Consider the following 16,572-nt stretch of genomic DNA (forward strand, 5'->3'; position numbering starts at 1 on the left):
CACCTGATGGTCCAAGGAGAAAACGTCACACCAATGCCTGCTCATTATACAGCTTAAACAATGAGAGGATTAAGTCCCAACTGGCTGTTGGGTACTGAAACCCTACACTTATATATTAGGAGGAGAAATGATATGAACAAAATAGGTATTTTCATGAATTTTTGGGTAAAGGACTGGGGGCGGACCAAATAGCATACATAAAAAAAGCATCCGGTCTCGGCTTCGAAAGTGTGGAGGAACCTCATCGACAATCCGTCAGAGGAGGCCATTGACAGGGAAGCGCAGTTTCTGCTGCAGTTTGAGAAAGACATGATCAGAAAGCACTACGGTACAGCATAAATATTATTCAGGACCAGACAGGAGGAAAGGCGATGCCGGTTTATTATTTGGCAGTGGATATCGGAGCGTCAAGCGGACGCCATATTCTTGGTAGCATAGAAGATGGAAAGATAGTTTTGGAAGAGATATACCGTTTCCAGAATGGAATGATAAAAAAAGATGGACGTCTCTGTTGGGACCACCGGAAATTGTTTGAACATATTAAGAATGGGATTAAAAAATGCAAAGAAATAGGCAAGATTCCCATCAGCATGGGAATAGACACATGGGGAGTGGACTATGTGCTTCTCGATGAAAATGACGAGGTGCTCGGCGACATGGTGGGCTATAGAGACAGTCGCACGGACGGCATGGACGAAGAGGTATACAGGATCATTCCGGAGAAAGAGCTGTATGAAAGGACCGGAATTGAAAAGATGATGTTCAATACGATATTCCAGCTCATGTCAGAGAAGAAACATAGTCCCGGATATCTGGACCGGGCGAAAGCGCTGCTGTTTGTGCCGGATTACTTCCACTTTCTGCTGACCGGGGTGAAGGTGAACGAATATACGGAAGCGACCACTTCCCAGCTCGTCGATGCCCATGAGAGAAACTGGGATTATGAACTCATAGAAAAGCTTGGGTTTGAAAAAGAGCTGTTCCAGCGCATTGCGATGCCGGGGGAAAAGCTTGGGAAGCTGCGCCCGCATCTCGTGGAGGAATTTGGATTTGACATGGATATCGTTCTGCCCTGCACCCATGACACCGGGTCTGCGATTCTGGCAGTCCCGGCTAACGATGACGATTATGCCTTCATCAGCTCCGGAACATGGTCTCTGCTCGGGGTGGAGAGAGACACGCCGGACTGCACGGAACTGAGCCGTGCCAATGATTTTACGAATGAGGGAGGATATGACTCGAAAATCTGCTATCTGCGCAATATTATGGGCCTATGGATGATCCAGTCCGTAAGGCATAATCTGGACGACAGGTACAGCTTCGCAGAGATATGCGACAGGGCGGCGGAAGCGGACAGCTTTCCGTCCAGAGTCGATGTGACAGACAACTGTTTTATGGCCCCCGACAATATGATTGAGGAGATAAAGAATTACTGCAGGAGGACAGGGCAGCAGGTGCCTGAGACGCTGGGTGAGACAGCTACCTGTGTGTATGCAAGTCTCGCGGAATGTTACGACAGGACGATCAAGGGGATCGAAGCGTCTACCGGCAGGACATACAGCAGAATACATATCGTCGGAGGGGGAGGCAATGCGGAATACCTGAACAAGCTGACAGCCAGGGCGACAGGGAAAGAAGTCCATGTCGGTCCGACGGAAGGGACCGCTATCGGCAACATCGTGGCTCAGATGATCAGCCGCGGAGCATTTTCCGATAAGGAAGAGGCAAGGAACATGCTCCATAGGTCATTTGACATTAAAGTATATCACTATCCTGTACGGTGATACGGGAAGAACTGGCAATATAAAAATATCCTGAAGGAGGGAACGAAAATGAAACATGGTATCTATTACGCATATTGGGAACAAGAGTGGGCGGCAGATTATAAACGCTATATCGAGAAGGTGGCGAAGCTTGGATTTGATATACTGGAAATTGGCGCCGCGCCGCTGCCGGATTACTCGCGGCAGGATGTTATGGATCTGAAGAAGTGCGCTGATGACAACGGGATTATACTGACGGCAGGGTATGGCCCGACCGTCAACCACAATATAGGTTCTTCAGATGCGCAGATAAGGGAAGAGGCGCTTGAGTGGTATAAGAAGCTGTTTGAAGTGATGGCGGCCCTCGACATCCATCTCATAGGAGGAGCGCTCTACTCTTACTGGCCGGTAGATTTCGCCGCAGCCGATAAAGCGGAAGACTGGAAGCGGAGCGTGGAAGGCATCCGGAACCTGGCTCCGATAGCAGCCGGGTATAGTATCAATATGGGCATGGAAGTGCTGAACCGCTTTGAAAGCCATATCCTGAATACTTCAGAGGAAGGCGTAAAGTTCGTGGAAGAAGTCGGCATGGACAACGTAAAGGTCATGCTGGATACGTTCCATATGAATATCGAGGAATCCAGCATCGGAGATGCAATACGCCGTGCAGGAAAGCTCCTTGGGCACTTCCATACAGGCGAATGTAACCGGATGGTTCCCGGAAAAGGACGCATGCCGTGGCGTGAGATAGGGGATGCCCTCCGCGATATCAGATATGACGGGACGGTAGTCATGGAGCCTTTCGTACGCATGGGCGGCCAGGTCGGAGCCGATATCAAGGTGTGGAGAGATATCAGCCGGGGAGCAGATGAGGCGAGGCTGGATGAAGATGCCAGACGTGCGGTAGAATTTCAGAAGTACATGCTGGAATGGAATTAGTAGAATTTGGATTGACAGAATATTGACAATGGTTTAATATATAAATAGATTTTATAAAACTAGTTTACTTATCAGTGCGATCAAATAATCCGGGCGGATACAGGATGGCATTATCCTGTCATCCGTCTGTCCGGCAGAGGATGAGGAGGATGCGTATGGAGAGTGTGAATCCGGCGGCAGTTCCACAGAGAAGGCTGAGCAACGGGATGGTCATCCCCGGTATCGGCATGGGGACATTTGGCAATGACAGATATACGCCGGAGGAGGTGGCCGATGCGGTATACGGAGCGATAAAAGCCGGATACCGCCTTTTAGACTGTGCGGCAGCTTATGGCAATGAGAGAGATATCGGCCGGGTGCTGTCCCGCACATTCGAGGAAGGGATCGTCAGGCGGCAGGAGCTGACAGTAATGACAAAGCTTTGGAATGACATGCACGGACAGGGGGATGTACTTGTCGCATGTGCCAAGAGCCTCCGGGATCTTGGCCTTGATTATGTAGACGTGTATATGGTGCACTGGCCATTCCCGAACTACCATGCTCCGGGTGCCAGGCTTAAAGGCAGGAATCCGGATGCGGTCCCGTTTTCGGCGGAGGAGTATCTGTCGGTGTGGAGGCAGATGGAACATCTGGTTGACATGGGGATTGTCAGAAGTCTTGGCATGTCTAATATGACGATCACCAAGCTCGAGCAGGTGCTGCCACTGTGCAGGATCAAGCCTGTCGTCCTGGAGGTGGAGATCAATCCTACCTTCCAGCAGCCGAAGCTTTTTGAATACTGCATCAGGCATGATATCCTGCCGGTTGCTTTCAGCCCGATGGGATCGCCGTGCCGGCCGGAGCGTGATACGGAAGAAGGAGATGTGGTTACATTCGAGATGGAGGAACTTCAGGAGATCGCACGGGCACACCACTGCCATCCCGCCGAGATATGTGTGAAATGGGCGGTGCAGAGGGGACATGTACCCATTCCTTTTTCGGTTTATCCGGAAGAATATACGGGCAACTTAAGATGTACGACAGAAGATTTTCTTACAGATGCCGAGATGGAGATGCTGCAGAAAGCGGACAGGAACGCCCGTCTTATCAAAGGAAAAGTATTCCTCTGGGAAGGTGCCGAAAGCTGGAGGGACATCTGGGACGGCGAGGACGAGTCGAATAAGCTTTGAAAGATAGCTGCTATTGCAGAACAATTAGGAAATGATGATTAGGAGGAGATACAATGGAATATTTATTGGGAACGGACATTGGAACATCGGGGACTAAGACGATTCTTATGGATACGAAGGGCAGGCTGATCGCACAGGACCTGGAAGAATATGACGTGCTTACGCCGAAGCCGCTCTGGGCAGAGCAGTGGCCGGACGTCTGGTATGAGGCTTCCAAAGAATCTATCCGCAAGACCGTTGAAAAAGCGGTGAAGGAATCTGGTGTCAAAAAGGAGGAGATCAAGGGTATTGCCATCAGCGGATTGTATGGCGGCTCCGGCATCCCCCTCGACGAGGAGATGAAGCCAGTAAGACCTTGCATGATATGGATGGACAGACGTGCCCAGAAGGAGACGCAGTGGGCGCTTGACCATATCGGCGAGGAAAAGCTGCTCCAGATCACGCATAACGGTGCAGATCCTTATTATGGATATACGAAGATCCTCTGGATGAAGAATAACGAGCCTGAGAACTGGGCCCGGACCAGATTGTTCCTCCCTCCGAATGATTATGTGATATACAAGCTGACCGGGGAAGTTGCCATCGATTATTCTTCCGCGGGCAATATCGGCGGTATCTTCGATATGAACGACCGCGTATGGTCCGAAGAACTGCTGGATGCCATGGATATCCCGCTGTCTATGATGCCTCAGCGGATAGTAGAATCTACGGATATCGTCGGCGGCCTCAAAAAGGAGATGGCCCAAGAGATTGGCCTGTGGGAAGGGCTTCCCGTCATAGCGGGAGGAATCGACTGCGGCGCTGCCAACATCGGGCTCGGCGTATTTGAAGCAGGCGTGTACGCGGCGGCCATAGGGACGTCCATGTGCGCGGCGCTCATCTCCGACCGGCCGGTAAAAGGGAAAGGGCTTATCATATGGCCGTACCTGTATGATGCGAAGAATCTCTCCTACTATTTTGCCGGGGGCAACACCGCAGGCGCCATTATCAAATGGTTCCGGAATACGCTCTGCCAGTGGGAGGTTGAGAACCAGAAGAACGGCGGACCAAGCGTATACGATGTGCTGAACGCTCAGGCGGAAGAGATCCCGGCTGGCAGCGAAGGCCTGGTCGTTCTTCCATACTTCATGGGCGAGAGAAGCCCGGTGTGGGATTCTGATGCGAAGGGGACGATAGTAGGCCTGTCCCTCACGCATACGAAGGGGCATATCTACCGCGCCTTCCTGGAGGCGGTTGCATATTGCCTGCGCGATGCCATGGAAGCGACGGGAGAGGATCTGGGAGAATATATCCTTATCGCGGGAGGCGTCACGAAGTCCAAAGTATGGCGTCAGATATTCGCCGATGTGACAGGCTATCCGGTCGTCTGCCCTATCTATGATGTAGAAGCCAACATGGGAGATGTTATGCTGGCAGGAATCGGGACAGGAATTCTTACATATGAAGAGGTGAAGAAGTGGCAGGTCCTGGATAAGAAGATTATGCCGGATGAGGAAAACCACAAGAAATATAACGAGTATTTCAGGCTATATAAAAATATCTACAGTCATCTGAAAGAAGACATGAAAGCGCTTACCAAAGCACAGGAGCTGTAGGCTGATATGAAGGGCAGGAGGCCGTCTCCCGTGGGAAGGGAGACGGCCTTCTGCTTTCTGCTTGTCTTAAAATCCATATCAAAACAAAAAAACAACATAAAACCACACGTGTTTTAGTTGAATTACATGGAATTGTGTGATAGTATCAACTTAGAAACAACGAAAAACAAAGACAATCCAACCATGTCAGAATAAGGAGGATATGTACATGCAGAGCGAACTTGATATCAAGAAAGAGATGTGCGAGATAGGGAAAAGGGTATACAACCGTGGAATGGTTGCCGCAAATGACGGCAACTTTTCGGTCAGATTAAATGACGACGAATTCTTATGTACCCCGACGGGAGTCAGCAAAGGCTTTATGACGCCGGAATACATATGCAAAGTTGACGCCAAAGGAAATGTAATAGAAGCAAATGAAGGATTCAAGCCATCTTCTGAGATAAAGATGCATATGCGCGTGTATAAGGAGAGAGAAGATGTCAGATCGGTGGTGCACGCACATCCCATGTATGCGACTACATTTGCCGTATCAGGCATGGCCCTGACACAGCCCATCATGCCTGAGGCGGTCATAGCACTTGGCACGGTCCCTCTCGCAAGATACGGGACGCCGTCCACCGAAGAGATACCGGATGCGATTTCAGAGTACCTTCCATATTATGACGCGGTTCTTCTTGAAAACCACGGTGCGCTCACATATGGAGACTCGCTCCTTGGCGCCTATCATAAGATGGAATCGCTGGAATTCTACGCCAGGCTGTTATACCAGGCCATGCAGGTGGGAGGGCCGCAGGTGCTCGATGAAGAGCAGGTCAAGCGGCTCTACGGCATGAGAAAGCAGTACGGGCTTACAGGAAGGCATCCTGCTGACATGGACAAGGCAGAGAAGTAGGACACAGGATTCGGAGGTGTTAGAATGCTTGCAATAGAAAGACGCAATGACATACTGGAACGTCTGCAGAAGGAAAAAAGAGTCGTCGTCAGTGAGCTGAGCCAGGCGTACCAGGTGTCTGAAGAGACGATACGCAGGGACCTGGAGAAGCTGGAAAATGACGGGCTCGTCATAAAGAGTTACGGAGGTGCGGTGCTGAACGAGCATAGCATCTTCGATCTGCCCTTCAATATAAGGAAGAATCAGAAGATTGTTGAAAAGCAGAAGATGGCAGACCTGATTGTGGGGATGGTCCGGGACGGGGAAGCCATCATGCTGGACGCCAGTTCCACAGATGTGTACATAGCCAAAGCGCTCAAAGAAAAGAAGAAGCTCACCGTTATTACGAATTCCGTTGAGATCATCGTGGAACTGTTTGACATGCCCGAGTGGAGCGTAATCTCCACCGGCGGCGTATCCAGGGAGAAGTCGTTTGCCCTTGTCGGCCCGCACACCGACCGCATGATCCAGTCTTACCATGTGGACAAAGCAATCATCTCCTGCAAAGGGCTCAGCCTGGAGGCAGGCATCACAGATTCGGATGAGCAGGACGCGAACAGTAAGATGATGATGCTGGGAGCGGCAAAGGAGAGGATACTCGTGGCAGACAGCTCCAAGTTTGGAGAGATTGCTTTTACAAAAGTTGCCGAGTGGACTGACCTGACGAAGATCGTGACGGACAGGAAGCCGGGAGGACAATGGCTTCAGGAGTTTGAAAAGAACAGAATCGAATGTATCTATCCGGGAAAAGAGAAAGAGTCAAAGGAAAAGGAGAAAAAATAATGCCATTAGTAACATCAGAACAAATGTTGTTGGATGCCCAGAAGGGCGGATATGCCGTAGGCGCGTTTAATGTAGAGAATATGGAGATGGTCAAGGCCGTCATAGGAGCGGCGGAGGAGGTCAAGGCACCGGTCATGCTGCAGACGACGCCGTCCACAGTAAAATATGGTTCGCTCGATACCTATTATGGAATGGTCGCGGCGGAAGCAGGCAAGGCGTCTGTTCCCGTATGCCTCCACCTGGATCACGGCAGCAGCTTTGAGCTTGCGGTACAGGCTATGAAAGCAGGCTATACCTCTGTCATGATTGACGGTTCCCATGAAGCATTTGAAGAGAACATTGCACTCACAAAGAAGGTGGCTGATGTCGCTAAGGCCTTTGGCATCCCTGTCGAGGCAGAGCTTGGCAAGGTGGGCGGAAAAGAAGATGACCTTGAGGCTGACGCGGATACGAATACCGACCCTGCGGAGGCGAAAGAATTTGCCGAACGGACAGGGGTCTCCTCTCTTGCAATCGCCATCGGGACAGCCCACGGATTCTATGCGGGTACGCCGGTACTGGATAAGGAGCGGGTGAGCCAGATTAAGGAAGTCGTACCGGTGCCGCTTGTACTCCATGGCGCGTCAGGCCTTAGTGATGAAGATGTGAGGGAATGTGTCAGCAGAGGAATGTGCAAAGTAAACTTTGCGACGGAGCTGCGTGTCGCATATACGGACGCGTGCAAGAAGCTTCTGGAAGAGAAGCCGGAGACATTTGACCCGAAGAAGCTTGGGAATGTCGGTATGGAAGCTGTGAAAGAGCTTGTCAAGGGCCACATGAAAGTATGCGGATGTGACGGCAAGGCATATTAGAAGCAGAAAGAATGAGTGGTGCTATGGAACAGTATTTATTGGGAATCGATATTGGAACGAGTGCATGCAAAGTTGCGGTATTCGATGGGAACGGTCGGGTACAGGCCAGTGCCAGCGGGAGCTACAACGTATACTATCCCCATCCGGGATGGGCGGAACAGAACCCGGAGGAGTGGTGGCAGGCGGTCTGCTCCGCGGTCAAATCAGTCATTGAGAAGGGCAAGATCAAGCCGTCTGACATCGCGGGCATCGGCATTGACGGGCAGAGCTGGTCTGCCATTCCCATCGACGGAGATGGAAATGTACTGGCCAACACGCCGATCTGGATGGATACGAGAGCGGCCGCCATCTGTGAGGAGACGGGACGCCGTATCGGCGTGAAGAGGATATTTGACGTGTGCGGCAACCCGTTCAAGCCTTCTTACACTACGCCAAAGGTGCTCTGGTATAAGGAGCAGATGCCGGAAGTGTACAAGAACACGGACAAGGTCCTGCAGTCCAACAGCTATATAGCATTTAAGCTGACCGGAGAAGTGACGCAGGAGCTGACACAGGGATACGGGCACCATTGCTTCAGCATGAGGCACGGTACGTGGGATAAGGATATGTGCCGTGAACTGGGCATGGAACCCGACATGCTGCCGGACATCTGTGCGAGCCATCAGGTCATCGGCACCGTGACGGCCAGGGCAGCTGCGGAGTGTGGGCTGGCAGAAGGGATACCTGTCGTGGCAGGCGCGCTCGACGCCGCATGCGGAACGCTTGGAGCAGGAGCCATACATCCCGGCGAGACGCAGGAGCAGGGCGGCCAGGCCGGGGGCATGAGCATCTGTATGGATACATACAAGGCGGATGAGCGGCTTATCCTGAGCTTCCATGCCGTCCCGGGACAGTGGATCCTTCAGGGAGGAACGGTCGGAGGCGGAGGCGTCATGCGCTGGCTGGAGCATGAATTTGCAGACTATGAACGGTTGAAAGGGAAAGGGACCGGCAAGAGTTCTCTGGAACTTTTTAATGAGCTGGCCGAAAAAGTCTCTGCGGGAAGCGATGGCGTGGTGTTCCTCCCTTATATGTCAGGAGAGCGTTCCCCTATCTGGGATCCGCATGCGAAGGGAGTTTATTACGGGCTGGATTTCAGCAAGACGAAAGGACATTTTATCAGAGCGGCAATGGAAGGGGTAGCCCTGTCGCTGAGACACAACCTGGAAGTGGCAGAACAGGCGGGGGCATCGGTCAGTGAGCTTCGCTCTATGGGCGGCTCTGCCAATTCCCTGCTCTGGACGCAGATCAAGTCTGATGTGACGGGCAAGAGGATTGTCGTCCCGTCATCCGATACAGCCACGACGCTTGGGGCCGTTATCCTTGCGGGCGTCGGGGTGGGCATGTACAAAAGCTTTGATGAGGCTGTCAACAAGACGGTTGCGAAGAAGCGGTATCATGAGCCCGACATTGGAAAGCAGGAAATATATACGAAGAATTATAGGGTATATCTGAAGCTGTATGAGAATCTCAAAGCAGTCATGAAAGGAGAAGAATAACGATGAAAGCAGCGGTTGTATGTGCAAATGAGGATGTACGGTATCTGGACTATGAGGAGCCAAAAGCAGAGCCGGGTATGGTAAAGGTAAAGGTAAAAGCCTCCGGCATATGTGGTTCCGACATACCAAGGGTGCTTCACAATGGTGTGCATTTCTATCCGATTGTCCTGGGACATGAGTTCTCCGGAGATGTTGTTGAGACAGGAGAAGGGGTCACCAAGGTAAAAGTCGGAGACAGGGTGTCGGGCGCGCCTCTTCTGCCGTGTATGAAATGCGACGACTGCCAGAACGGCAACTTCTCTCTCTGCAAGAAGTACAGCTTTATCGGTTCCAGGCAGCAGGGCAGCAATGCAGATTACGTCGTCATCCCGGAACAGAACGCGGTCGTATTTGACAAGTCCGTCTCCTATGAGCAGGGGGCGATGTTTGAACCTTCTACCGTCGCGCTCCACGGAGTGTTCCAGAATGATTATAAGGGCGGCGGATACGTAGCTGTGCTTGGCGGCGGGACGATCGGCATGTTTACGATGCAGTGGGCGAAGATATTCGGCTCCAAGAAAATCGTCGTGTTTGATATAAGCAAAGAGCGTCTGAACCTTGCGAAGAAGCTCGGCGCTGACGCGGCCATAAATACAGCCGAAGAGGGCTATATGGAAAAAGCGATGGATCTTACCGGCGGCAAGGGTTACAGCTATGTATTTGAGACCGCAGGGCAGGTACCGACGATGCAGATGGCATTTGAACTGGCAGCCAACAAGGCATATGTCTGCTTTATCGGGACGCCTCACGCCGACCTGACATTTACGCCCGCGATGTGGGAGAACATGAACCGGAAAGAGTTCAAGCTGACAGGTTCCTGGATGTCGTACAGCGCCCCGTTCCCGGGGAGAGAGTGGGAGCTGACCGCACATTATTTTGCGACAGGGCAGCTGAAGTTCGATCCGGGCTTCATCTACAAGAAGATGCCTATGAAACAGGCGCAGGAGGCATTTCAGATGTTTCAGACACCGGGGCTCGTCAAAGGAAAAGTTCTGCTCGTCAACGAAGATTAGGAGGTAGCCATGATACTGACAGTTACATTGAATGCGTCAATTGATAAGCGGTATGTGCTGGAAGAATTTAAGGTAGGTGAAGTCAACCGGCTGAAGCATTGCCAGTATACGCCTGGGGGAAAAGGGCTGAATGTGTCCAGAGTCATCCGGATTGCAGGGGGAGAGACCACAGCCACCGGTTTTGTTGGCGGCCACGCAGGCAAGTATATCGAGGAGGCGCTCGGGGACTTTGGCGTAACCTGTGCGTTCTGCCATGTGGACGAGGAAAGCCGTTCCTGCGTGAACATCTGGGACGGGAAGAACTGCATCCAGACGGAACTTCTGGAACCAGGCTTGACCGTAGGAGAAGCAGATTTTGAGCGGTTTATAGAAGAATACCGGGAGCTTGCCGTACGTGCAGACGTAGTGGCTGTCTCCGGAAGTGTCCCACGGGGGCTTGACGGCACGGCTTACCAGCGTCTTGTCGCTATTGCCAAAGAGGCAGGCAGAAAGGTCATACTGGATACGAGCGGTGCACTTCTTAAGCAGGGGATAGAAGCGGGACCGGCCCTCATCAAGCCAAACATTGATGAGATACGTATGCTCACAGGGAAGGACTGTGGCAGGATGGACGATATCATAGAGGCGGCACGGGCCATCCATGAAGCCGGCGTAGAGAATGTGGCAGTTTCCCTTGGTGCCGACGGCTCTCTCGTCGTGTGTGGCGAAGGCATCTACCGTGCCGTGGTACCGAAGCTTGACACGGTCAATACGGTGGGCTGCGGCGACTCCATGATTGCCGGATTTGCCCTCGGGCTGGAGGAAGGCTGCGGCATGGAAGAGACGCTTCGGAAGGCGAGCGCCATCTCTGCGGCTGCGGCGCTTCAGGAAGAGACCGGAATCTTTGACGTGGAAGACATGGAGAGGATATATGACAAGGTCGAGATTCAAAGGTTATAAAGTGATATCGTTAAAAATTTTATATGCAATATCTTGCTAAATGTCTGAAACGGCTGTAGACAATATCTGTCTGCAGCCTATTTTATTTCCATCATCAAAAAGAATATGTGTAAAAAATACAGTAAATGGAAATATTTGATTGCACTGAGCTGATTTGAATTTATAATAACAGTAAGGTGTTTCTCTCTGAAAATGATTTTCAAGGAAATTCAAGGAGACAGGCATGTCAATGTAAGGGTATGCCAAAGGAGGTGCATAAATATAAAATAGGTTATTTGTGAATATTGTATAAAAAGTCCTTGCTGATAAAAAAGAAATAATAGTTGTTGACAAAAAAGATAATCATTGATATTATTATGTTGAAAATAATTTTCATGAAAATATAAAACATAAATATACTATTCATAATAATTATTTCCATACCAGGAGGATGAATGAAAAAACTCAGTAATACCGCAACACCAGAAATACTTATCAATATTAAACGTAATATGCATCATATGAGCCCGGCTATGAACAAGCTTGCCAAATATATATTGGAAAATTATAAGAAGCTCGACGGCATCCAGATTCACCAGCTTGCAAAGGAAAGCGGGGTCAGTGAAGCTACTATTACAAGGTTCGTAAAAGAGATAGGGTTTCAGAATTACCAGGCTTTTGTACTTCAGATGGCCAAGGTAAATACAAAAAAAGAACAGTCTGCGCTCAGTTATGGGAGCATCCAGGAGGATGACGATGTGCCTACAATCTGTAGCAAGGTGTTCTCCATGAACATCCAGACGATAACGGACACGCTCAGCATTCTGGATACGGATAAGATCGTACATGCCGTAGAAGCAATTGCAGATGCAAGGCGAATTATGATATTTGCCCAGGGCCGTTCCCAGGTTACTGCAAAAAGCCTTCGCCAGAGACTCAGCAGGCTTGGCTTGAGCCCATGCCTTTACACGGATGCACATGACGGCGCGATTGCCTCATCATTGGCAGAAAAAGAGGATGTTGTAATTGGAATCAGCACGTACGGACGGTCAAGAATGGTTGTGGCTAATATGGAGCGGGCAAGAAAAAAAGGTGCCGTTACAATAGCAGTCACAAGTTATGACAATACTCCACTGGAACAATTTGCAGACATCGTCCTGAAGACTGTGAACAATGAAAATCTAAATTTTGGCTATGAGCCGTCCTGCGCGACGGTAACCCAGATGATTATGCTGGACTGCCTGTATATACTGCTGTATCTGAAGGATAAGGAAATATCAGATAGATATATCAATACTTCCATAGAAGCAGTAGAAGAAGAAAAGATGTAACGTCAAGGACTTTTTATACAATATGAAAAAGGTAATTTGCCTGGCACCGGGCAGAGAATACACTTTACGACAAACAATCTATTTTAAGGAGGAAAAGGCTATGAAGAAACGAATCATGGTTGCGATGCTGTCAGCAGTAATGGTCATGAGCATGGCACTGACGGCATGTGGTAGCAAAGAGGAAAGTCCGAACGAGGACACCAAAAGTGGAGCAGCTGAAGACAGTGTAGACAAGGGCGGAGGACATAAGTACGGTTTTACATGTATGACTATGAACAATCCGTTTTTTACCACAATCGAAGGTTCCATCCGTAAAGAAGTAGAAGCAAATGGTGACGAGCTGATTACACTCGATACAAAGCAGGATATCGCTACGCAGATACAGCAGATCGAGGACATGATCAACCAGGGCATTGAAGTCTTGTTCTTATGTCCGGTGGATTCGGAAGGCATTGCACCGGCGCTTGACATGCTGAAGGATGCAGATATTCCGGTTGTCAACTTTGATACGGATGTTACAGATAAAGATAAAGTAGATACCATCCTGGTCTCTAACAATGAATACGCGGGTCAGGTGGTCGGCGAGGCTATGACAGAAAGATATCCGGACGGCGGTAAGATCGCGATACTGGATGCGCCATATGCAGCAGCTTGTGTGCAGCGTGTAGAAGGGTTTATGAAAGGTCTCGGAGATGCCAAAGACAAATTTGAGATTGTTTCACAGCAGAATGGAAAAGGCGATACGGCAGAATCACTGCCCATTGCAGAAAACATTATACAGGCTAATTCGGATTTGGTTGGATTCTTCTGTATCAATGACCCTTCCGCCTTAGGCGCATATTCGGCAGTAGAGTCAGCGGGCCTCACTGACCAGGTTGCAGTATTTGGATGTGACGGTTCACCCGATGCCAAGAAATCTATAGAAGAAGGCGGCATGGCTGGTACCGGGGCACAGTCTCCGATCAATATTGGCAAGCAGTGTGTAGAAGCGGCCAATAAGATCATGGCGGGAGAGAAAGTAGATAAAGAAATCAAAGTAGATACTTTCTTAATCACAAAAGAGAATGTGAAAGATTACGGGACAGATGGTTGGCAGTAAGATAGTGCAGATAATTGCCGTCAGCATAGTGCTGGCGGCTTTTTGCATCATAAAAGAGACATATTCTGTCCTCTATATTCAAAAAAGCAGGGAGTAGGTGAGCGTTGTTGAGTGAATTAGCGTTGCAGATGATTAATATCCATAAGAAGTTTCCCGGTGTATATGCATTGAAGAACGTAGGTCTGGAGGTCAGAGAAGGAGAAGTCCATGCTCTGCTCGGCGAAAACGGTGCCGGCAAATCCACACTGATAAAAGTCCTTGGTGGAATCTACCTCCCTGAGGAGGGAGACATCTATATTGACGGGCACAAGGTGGCGATGAACTCGGTCAGGGATGCAAAAGAGCATGGAATCAGCATTATCCATCAGGAGCTTTTACTCGTCCCCCAGATGACGGTCGCAGATAATATGTTTTTGGATGAGGCCCCTGATAAATATGGCTACATTGACCGTAAAAAATCAAGAAAACATGCACAGCAGGCGCTGGAAGAGATGGGAGTGGACATCGATGCGGGTGCAAAGGTTTCTAACCTTAGCGTTGCCCAGCAGCAGATTGTAGAAATTGTAAAAGCTGTAAGACAGCGGTCAAAGATTATCGTGATGGATGAGCCTACATCTTCTCTTTCTGACAATGAGATACGGATGTTGTTCGAGATTGTGAGAAACCTCAGAAAAAAGGGTACTGCAATCATATTTATTTCCCACAAGCTGGAAGAATTATTTGAGATAACGGACCGCATCACGATTATGCGGGACGGGGAGCTGATAAAAACTGTAGTCACAAAAGATACGGACAGGGAAGAACTGATTTCCCTCATGGTAGGCAGAACGCTGGACAACTATTATATACGGGATTCATTTGAGAAGGGCGAAGTAGTCTTGAAGGCAGAGCATCTTGAGCAGGAAGGAACACTTCATGATATAAATTTTGAACTACATAAAGGAGAGATACTGGGATTTGCAGGGCTGGTCGGTGCAGGAAGAACGGAGCTGATGCAGGCTCTCTTTGGTATCACAAGGTTACAGGACGGCAACATCTATGTAAAAGGGAAACGGGTGAATATCAATGACCCTCTGTCTGCGATGAAAGCCGGAATTGCGCTTGTACCGGAGGATAGAAAGCTCCAGGGGCTGATACTGGAAAATACGGTCGGCTTTAATATGACGATTACAGTCCTGAAGGAGTTTATCAAGGGGATACGGGTAAACAGGAAAAAAGAAAAAGGCATGCTGGATACGTATCAGAAGCTGCTGGGAATCAAGACACCGTCCTACAGCCAGAGGGCAGGCAACTTAAGCGGGGGCAACCAGCAGAAGATCGTCATTACGAAATGGCTGGCGGTTAAGCCGGATGTGCTCATTCTGGATGAACCTACAAGGGGAATCGATGTGGGCGCGAAGGCTGAGATATACTCCATTATGAATGAGCTGACGAAGAAAGGGATGTCCATCATTATGGTTTCGTCTGAGATGCCGGAAGTAATGGGGATGAGTGACAGGATCTGCGTGATGAGTGAAGGCAGGCTCACGGGGACTGTCAGCAGGGAAGAATTTTCACAGGAGAGAATATTATCATACGCATTGGAGGGAAGAACTGATGAAGGCAGAAAATAGAGAAAGAAGAGTGACAGCGGGAAACAAGTCGTTTCTTAAGGATAATGTTGCAATAATCAGCGGTCTTGTCATATTATGTCTGTTTTTGACATTCATGTCCGATTCCTTTTTGACGCAGAGCAACCTGATGAGCCTGCTCCGTCAGATGACCAATAATGTCTTTCTGACATTAGGGGTAATGATGTGTATCATCATAGGCGGCATTGATATATCCGTAGGTTCGGTGTTCGCACTGGGGGGGACGGTCGCCGCAGGTATGATTGCCCACTATCATGTGCCCATACCTGCCGCAATCATGCTGGGACTTCTCGCGGGAGCCGCATGTGGTGCATTCAATGGCTTCTTCGTGTCCATGGTAAGAGTACCGGCATTCATCGCGACGATGGCCATGCTCAATATTGCCAGAGGGATTGCTTACCTGATGACAAATGCGGAACCCATCCGATGCACAGAGAAAGCATTTACCAACCTGGGGACAGGGAGGCTTGGCATTATTCCGCTCCCGGTCATCTATGCGGTAGTATGGGTTATCTTGATATGGCTGTTCCTGAATAAAACGAGGATGGGGAGATATGTGTATGCCGTGGGCGGAAATATGGAAGCAGCCAGGTTTTCTGGAATCAATATCAAGGTCGTGCAGTTTACCGTACATACGCTGTCTGGCTTTCTGGCGGCATGGGCTGGGATTGTCATGGCGGCCAGGATGTATTCAGGACAGCCCGCTGTCGCAGTCGGCTGGGAGATGGATGCCGTGGCGGCCAGCGCTCTCGGAGGAGTCAGCCTGATGGGCGGTTCCGGCAGTGTGGTAAGTGCCATGATTGGTGTCCTGATCATAGGAGTCCTTAAAAATGGGCTGAACCTGATGAATGTCAATTCATTCTGGCAATTGATCGTACAGGGCCTTGTGGTACTGGCGGCAGTTTCCATGGACATGGTAAAGCAGAGAAAGCAAAGATAAGCAGCTGAAAACGAGAACACATAAGGAGG

General features: G+C 49.8%; 14 protein-coding genes. All 14 read left to right on the forward strand.

The genetic code is table 11. From position 1 onward, the window contains the following. The first annotated feature begins 371 nt into the window (after positions 1–371). The 14 genes from rhaB to E1963_RS17240 all read left to right on the forward strand — a co-directional run bounded on the left by rhaB (position 372) and on the right by E1963_RS17240 (position 16,543). A complete protein-coding gene (gene rhaB, locus E1963_RS17175; protein ID WP_132280664.1) occupies positions 372–1,784 on the forward strand; it encodes a rhamnulokinase in 1,413 nt (470 codons plus the stop codon). Between the two features lie 48 nt (positions 1,785–1,832). Next, positions 1,833–2,702 carry a D-psicose 3-epimerase gene (locus tag E1963_RS17180; RefSeq protein WP_132280667.1) on the forward strand — a complete coding sequence of 290 codons (870 nt, stop codon included), beginning with the start codon at positions 1,833–1,835 and terminating at the stop codon, positions 2,700–2,702. A 155-nt stretch (positions 2,703–2,857) separates the two neighbouring features. After that, positions 2,858–3,871: an aldo/keto reductase gene (locus E1963_RS17185; RefSeq protein WP_330570880.1), complete on the forward strand. Its 1,014-nt coding sequence runs from the start codon at positions 2,858–2,860 to the stop codon at positions 3,869–3,871. Between the two features lie 53 nt (positions 3,872–3,924). Continuing rightward, entirely contained in the window at positions 3,925–5,466 is a 1,542-nt protein-coding gene (locus E1963_RS17190) for an FGGY-family carbohydrate kinase (protein WP_132280670.1), read from the forward strand. Positions 5,467–5,674: 208 nt separating this feature from the next. After that, complete coding sequence (locus E1963_RS17195) at positions 5,675–6,361, forward strand: class II aldolase/adducin family protein (RefSeq protein ID WP_132280672.1); 687 nt, start codon at positions 5,675–5,677, stop codon at positions 6,359–6,361. A gap of 24 nt (positions 6,362–6,385) precedes the next feature. Continuing rightward, a complete protein-coding gene (locus E1963_RS17200; protein WP_132280675.1) occupies positions 6,386–7,183 on the forward strand; it encodes a DeoR/GlpR family DNA-binding transcription regulator in 798 nt (265 codons plus the stop codon). Beyond that, complete coding sequence (locus tag E1963_RS17205; protein WP_132280678.1) at positions 7,183–8,034, forward strand: class II fructose-bisphosphate aldolase; 852 nt, start codon at positions 7,183–7,185, stop codon at positions 8,032–8,034. Before E1963_RS17200 ends, E1963_RS17205 begins: the two co-directional genes overlap by 1 nt. 23 nt (positions 8,035–8,057) lie before the next feature. Beyond that, complete coding sequence (gene xylB / locus E1963_RS17210) at positions 8,058–9,572, forward strand: xylulokinase (RefSeq protein WP_167482236.1); 1,515 nt, start codon at positions 8,058–8,060, stop codon at positions 9,570–9,572. A 2-nt stretch (positions 9,573–9,574) separates the two neighbouring features. Next, complete coding sequence (locus E1963_RS17215; protein WP_132280684.1) at positions 9,575–10,624, forward strand: galactitol-1-phosphate 5-dehydrogenase; 1,050 nt, start codon at positions 9,575–9,577, stop codon at positions 10,622–10,624. Positions 10,625–10,633: 9 nt separating this feature from the next. Continuing rightward, positions 10,634–11,563 carry a 1-phosphofructokinase gene (gene pfkB / locus E1963_RS17220; RefSeq protein ID WP_132280687.1) on the forward strand — a complete coding sequence of 310 codons (930 nt, stop codon included), beginning with the start codon at positions 10,634–10,636 and terminating at the stop codon, positions 11,561–11,563. A gap of 434 nt (positions 11,564–11,997) precedes the next feature. Then, entirely contained in the window at positions 11,998–12,873 is an 876-nt protein-coding gene (locus tag E1963_RS17225) for a MurR/RpiR family transcriptional regulator (protein ID WP_132280690.1), read from the forward strand. A gap of 100 nt (positions 12,874–12,973) precedes the next feature. Next, entirely contained in the window at positions 12,974–13,972 is a 999-nt protein-coding gene (locus tag E1963_RS17230) for a sugar ABC transporter substrate-binding protein (RefSeq protein ID WP_132280693.1), read from the forward strand. A 104-nt stretch (positions 13,973–14,076) separates the two neighbouring features. Continuing rightward, positions 14,077–15,585, forward strand: coding sequence for a sugar ABC transporter ATP-binding protein (locus tag E1963_RS17235; RefSeq protein WP_414655377.1), 1,509 nt, complete (start codon positions 14,077–14,079; stop codon positions 15,583–15,585). Further along, positions 15,569–16,543, forward strand: coding sequence for an ABC transporter permease (locus E1963_RS17240; protein ID WP_132280696.1), 975 nt, complete (start codon positions 15,569–15,571; stop codon positions 16,541–16,543). The genes E1963_RS17235 and E1963_RS17240 overlap by 17 nt, the downstream gene beginning before the upstream one ends. The last annotated feature ends 29 nt before the right edge of the window (positions 16,544–16,572 follow it).

This window comes from Extibacter muris (assembly GCF_004345005.1).
Taxonomy (GTDB): Bacteria; Bacillota; Clostridia; order Lachnospirales; family Lachnospiraceae; genus Extibacter; species Extibacter muris.